Consider the following 5,199-nt stretch of genomic DNA (forward strand, 5'->3'; position numbering starts at 1 on the left):
AGAGAACACAACGTGTCATCTCTACTGCGGGGAAGGTGACTTTACGCCTGACCAGCGGAAACCTGGCGATCACACTCGGAAAGACAACAGCTTCTTAGGGCTTCCCGGCTTGCTCTGGCGAACATCGTTGATCGGCAGCAACGTCGCGGTTGCCGGAGCGCCGATCTGGCGAGGTGTCGGCCCGGCCGGGGTGGGGACGTCGGTGAGCCGTTCCAGGAGTTGATCGAGTGCGGCTTGGCCGTCGTCGACCGCGGCTCGTTCGTCGTCCGTCAGCGGAATACTCGCGAGCATCTTCTGCAGGTTCTCCTTGGCCTCCAGCAGCTGGCCCTTGCTGGAGTCCTTCGGCGTGTAGAAGTCGCAGCGTGCGCAGGCCATGCGGTGCTGGCACTGCTCGAAGAAGGTGTAGGTGCACCAGCCGTGACCGAGGTCGAAGTACTGCCAGGGCTCGCCGCTGGCGGCTGCGCCCGAGGCGACCGCATCGCGGTCGACGAGGACTTTGATGGTGCGTACGTTTCTCGCGAAGTACCCGGCGTCGTTGTAGGCCCTGGCAAGGGTGTTCGGAGTGAGCTTCGCGTAGTGTGTGGTTGCCTCGGGAGTCCGGTGACCGAGCCATTCCTGCAGCTCGAAGAGCGTCATCGGCTCCTTGGCTTTGTAGAGCTGGCTGGCGATGGTGGACCGTGCCCGGTGGCTGGTGATGTTGCCGCGAACATCGGCGGTGGGGACGCCGGCCTTGCGGTAGAGCATCGGGATGATCGTCGTGTTGATGTAATGCTTGGCGACCCGGCGGGCACGGTGGGCGAACAGGAAGTCGGCGTGCTCGTTGGTCTTGGGGTCGAGCATCAGCGGCTGGGCGGGTCTGACTGCCTGCCATGCCTCGATGGCCTGACCGAGGAGGGGGTCGACGGGCTTGGTGAATGAGGTGCCGGTCTTGTGGGTGGGCACGTCCAGCAAGCAGACGGCGTCGCGGGCGAGGACCTCGCCAGAGTCGCCGGGGATCGGGAGGCCGTCCTGCCGCCAGCGGATGCAGCCGACGCGGAGGCGGGCGATCTCGTCGCTGCGTTGTCCGGCGAACAGCCAGGTCAGGGTGATGGCCCGGATCAGCTCGACCGGGTAGGTGCGGCCGTCCGCGGTGGGCAGGTCGCCGGGTTCGACGTTCAGGCCGGCCCACAGCAGCTTGGCCCAGATGTCGTCGGCGATCACTCGCGGGTCCGGGCCCATCAGGGCGCGAACGCTTCGCGGTGTCCTCAGGGCGTGGGCGGAGTCGAACCGGCGCGGGACCCACTCCCACTCGTGCAGGTCGCGGAACAACGCGCGAGGCACCTTGAGGTAGCCGGACTTCGACTCCGGGGTAAGCGGTTTGCCCAAGCGGTTCTGTGTGCGCATGCCGTGCGTCCACTGGGAGAAGTCACCAACGGCCATCCGGTCCACCGCGGCGACCCAGGCCGCGCAGGTCTGCCGGGTCCACTGACCCGGATCGGTGATCTCGGGGTGTTCGGAGGCCAGCCAGCGCCCGATCTTGGCGAGCACGCTGCGGTAGCTGCGGCGAATCTTCGCCGTGAGCGTCGAGGTCGCGTACCAACGCTTGACCCACTCCGCCCACGGGGCCGGGACTCCCTCCATCGCCGCTGGTCCGGATGCGTGCCCCGACGGTGGAGGCTCCGCGTGGCCGAGCGCCGCGACCGCCCGGTGAAGACCGTAGAGATCCTTGCCCCACTGCCCGCTCATCGCCGGGTGAACGCGGAGTGCGGCCAAAGCGTCGGTGGACAGGTCCGACAGCAGTGGGCTGCGGCTCAGCAGCAGCACCTGGCAGATCACCGAGGCCAACGTCCCGGCATCGCGGCGATACCCCCAGTCGGCCAGGACTTTGTATATCCGCTCGACGGCGTCGCCGACACGCTCGGCCCCGAACACCCGGCGGGCCAGGGCCGGTAGCATGAAGCGGCCGAGTTGGTCGAAAACCGTGAACTCGCCGAGCAGGTAGGCATAGGCGATCACGAACGGCCGGGCATTGGGGCCGATCTGGCCGCCCCATGAGCGCCGGAACTCGGCGCCGTCGACGTTGATCAGGTCCGCCCAGTTCTGCACTGACCAGCCCCAGAAGGCTCGGCGGAGTTCACCGCAGCGAATCAGTACCAGTCCAGCCGCGTCTCGCGCGTATCGCTGCTGATGACGGTCTTCCGGCGGCCAGTGCAAGGCTGCGAGTGCGTCCCCCAACCGCCGCACGAGTCGGGCGGCTGGCCGCAAAGACAGCGCGTTGGGGGCGAGCCCGTCACGTCGGAGTCGCTCGATGCTGAGGCTCTGGGGTGCTTGCGCCTCGGCCTCGGTGAGCAGGGCGCGACGCTCGTAGTGTGCGAGGTCGACAGGCCATGCCCAGGCCGGAGTGCTGGTCGGCCGTGCGGCCATCGTACCCAGTTGTGCGGTCACTCGGCGACCGCCTTGTTGCGAGTCAGCATGTCCACGCGCCGGGAGTGGATCTGCTGCATGCCGCGGTTCAGCTTCTCCGCCAGGTCGCGGCCCGAGAGGTGGATGTAGGTCAGCGTCGACTCGGTGCTGCGGTGCCCCGCGAACGAGGCTGTGGCGTGCAGTTCCCAGCCCATCCGGGCCAGGTCGGTCAAGCAGAGATGCCTCGTGGTGTGAGTCGAGAAGCGGGGCAGGTCAGCAGCAAGAGCGATGCGCCAGATCACCTTCGACCAGGTCCACAAAGTCAACGGCTGGCCTTGGTTGCGGCGCGACTCCGACAAGAACAGCGGCCCTCGGGCCCGGCTGATCGTGGCCCGATGCGCGAGATAGCCGGACAGCAGAACCCCAGTCGCCGCCGAGTAGGGAACGACACGCTCACGCCGGGTCTTCGTCGTCTCGGCCCGAATCCGCAGGGTCCGGTGGACAGGGTCAAGGTCATCGGTCCTCAGCGAGCACAGTTCCTCGCGCCGCAGGGCCGCGTCGTAAGCGAGAGCGAGCATGGCACGGTTGCGTACGGGCTCGTCACGCACGACCTCCAGCAGGTCGAGCCACTGCTGTTCGCTCGGGATCCACGGCAGCTTCGTCAGGCGGGGAACCAACCCTTGCTGGTGACCGCCGAACTTCCGGCCGGGCGTGTAGCGACCACGGCCGACCGGATTGGACTCACGCACGCCCTCCTCAATGAGGTAGTCGTAGAACAGCCGCACCGGCACCAGCCGCTGCTGCAGCGTCGCATTCGCCAGGCCGACCCCGGAGTCGAGCGCAACGACGTTGGTCCCCCGCCGGCTCGGCCGCGTGCTCAGGTCCTTAACGAACACGGTTACATGCAGCCGATTCGCGGCGACAGGGTCGATCCCCTCCCGTTCACAGACCAGCAGGTACTCGGCCAGACCACGTGCGTACGCGTCGATCGTCCGGGGAGCCCGCCCCAGATCCGTCCACACCCGCAGCCACTCGGCCGCCCGCTCATGCCGGCCCAGGACCGGCCACTTCTCCTCCAGCACCACCGCGCTGCCCAACAGATCTCCTCAGTACGTGGGAAGGCCGCAGGATACGAGCTGCATCCTGCGGCGCTTGATTCCACGTAACTAATAGGGACCGGGTGTATGCCTTCTTCCGCAGGTGGCGGAAGAACGGCCTGGTCAAGGAGTTCCATGACCGTCTGCGCGCTCTGGCCCGTGAGGCCGAGGGACGTTCGGCGGAACCGAGTGCGGCGATCATCGACTCACAGTCGGTCAAGGCCGCCGCCTCGGTGCCCGCCGCCACGCGCGGCTGCGACGGCGGCAAGAAGATCAACGGCAGGCGCCGGCACGTCATCACGGACTGCCCCGGCCCGCTGCTGATGGTGCTGGTGACCGCCGCGGACGTCACCGCCCGCGAGGCCGCCCGCGTCATGATGCCCAGGCTGCACACGCGGTTCCGGAAGATCACCCTGATGTGGGCCGACGGCGGCTACACCGGCCGCCTCGTCGCCTGGGCGGCGCGCGAAGCTCCTCCGCCCGCGCCCGGGCAGCCGTCTCCCGCTCCTCCACCAAGCCCATCACCGATGTCACCGGTCATCTCCGCATCGCCGAGAACGAACTGATCGCCCGAACCCTCCCGCAACGACACCGAGACCATGCCTGAACAGCGAAAACTCAACGGTCACATCCGGAAAGACAACAGCCTCTCAAGGCCAGTGCACTCTGCCCACTACCGAGTTGACGTCGCCCAGGCCAAGTGGCAGACAGGTGACGGAGACGGCGCCCTGGAGACGCTGCTGGAGGTCGAAGAGGACCAGCCGGAGTGGATCAAGTTTCAGACGCTGGCCACGACCACCGTACGGGAAATACTGGAAGCGGAACGGCGCCGAAACACCCCGCTGCGGGGACTCGCGGCACGCTTGGGAGTCGACCCAACTCACTGAACGGGTAGGACAACACGTCCTACCCGGGCGATAACTGAGCTGCCGAGTAGGACATTCTGCCACTGGGCTGTAATCGCGTGGATTCGTAGCGTGATCCGCATGAGGCGGCGCCGTGCAACCCCCGCCAGGCACGGCCGGCGCCGCACCGCATGCAGCCCAGGAGCCGACCATGCCCACACCGACCGCCATTGAGGGCGCGATTGCCCAGTGGCTGACGTTGTCCAGTGCTCACCCCGCTGTCGCTCATGAGGCGTGGCAGGACGGCCGGCCGGCGATGCTGCGCACCGGCGGCCCCTACGACGCTGTGCGGATGCCGCTCACGCTGGTCCACGCGGCGGCCGACAGCAGCGCCCCGGGCGTCGTGGCCAGCGTCCTGGCCGAGGTCCTCGACGGCCCCGTGGTCTGCCACCCGGGCGCCTGGTACTACGCGTTGGTACCGGCTGGGACCTGCGAGACGTGGCGGTCGGTGGAGGCCGTGATCCGCGGCCCGGGTTCTTGACTCGGGATCCCCGGCCGGATCGCACGGAGCCGACACTGGTCACCCCGTACTGGGCCGTGCCGGTGGAGCAGGCTGGGAAGTTGTGCACCGCCGACGCTGTGGCCGAGCTGCTTCGGGTCGGCCGGGCCCGCCTCGAAAGCGTCGCCCCGTGATCGGCATCGACGCCGAGAGGCCCCGTACCCACGTCCCCTCGCTCTGCTGGACCGGGCAGCCGGACGATGTCCTGCGCTGCAGTGGTGTGGTGTGGGGTGGGGTTAGGTGGTGGGTGGTGTGGTGGTGATGGTGGAGTGGAAGAGGGGTTGGTTGTTTTGGTGGGCGGTGATGTGGACGGTGT

General features: G+C 67.9%; 5 protein-coding genes. 3 read left to right on the top strand and 2 right to left on the bottom strand.

The features are described from left to right. Positions 1 to 69: 69 nt before the first annotated feature. Together ACIRQP_RS41960 and ACIRQP_RS41965 are read right to left on the bottom strand one after the other, a co-directional pair. A complete protein-coding gene (locus ACIRQP_RS41960) occupies positions 70 to 2,424 on the bottom strand; it encodes a tyrosine-type recombinase/integrase (protein WP_403900687.1) in 2,355 nt (784 codons plus the stop codon). Then, complete coding sequence (locus ACIRQP_RS41965) at positions 2,421 to 3,479, bottom strand: tyrosine-type recombinase/integrase (RefSeq protein WP_403900689.1); 1,059 nt, start codon at positions 3,477 to 3,479, stop codon at positions 2,421 to 2,423. Before ACIRQP_RS41965 ends, ACIRQP_RS41960 begins: the two co-directional genes overlap by 4 nt. A gap of 83 nt (positions 3,480 to 3,562) precedes the next feature. Here ACIRQP_RS41965 and ACIRQP_RS41970 point away from each other — a divergent pair, with 83 nt between their 5' ends. The 3 genes from ACIRQP_RS41970 to ACIRQP_RS41980 all read left to right on the top strand — a co-directional run bounded on the left by ACIRQP_RS41970 (position 3,563) and on the right by ACIRQP_RS41980 (position 4,865). After that, positions 3,563 to 4,045 carry a transposase gene (locus ACIRQP_RS41970; protein WP_403900691.1) on the top strand — a complete coding sequence of 161 codons (483 nt, stop codon included), beginning with the start codon at positions 3,563 to 3,565 and terminating at the stop codon, positions 4,043 to 4,045. A gap of 93 nt (positions 4,046 to 4,138) precedes the next feature. After that, positions 4,139 to 4,366, top strand: a complete 228-nt coding sequence (locus ACIRQP_RS41975; protein WP_403900693.1) for a hypothetical protein — start codon at positions 4,139 to 4,141, stop codon at positions 4,364 to 4,366. Between the two features lie 169 nt (positions 4,367 to 4,535). Then, positions 4,536 to 4,865: a hypothetical protein gene (locus ACIRQP_RS41980; protein ID WP_403900695.1), complete on the top strand. Its 330-nt coding sequence runs from the start codon at positions 4,536 to 4,538 to the stop codon at positions 4,863 to 4,865. The last annotated feature ends 334 nt before the right edge of the window (positions 4,866 to 5,199 follow it).

The sequence above is a fragment of the Streptomyces sp. NPDC102274 genome (genome assembly GCF_044766385.1).
Lineage (GTDB): Bacteria > Actinomycetota > Actinomycetes > Streptomycetales > Streptomycetaceae > Streptomyces.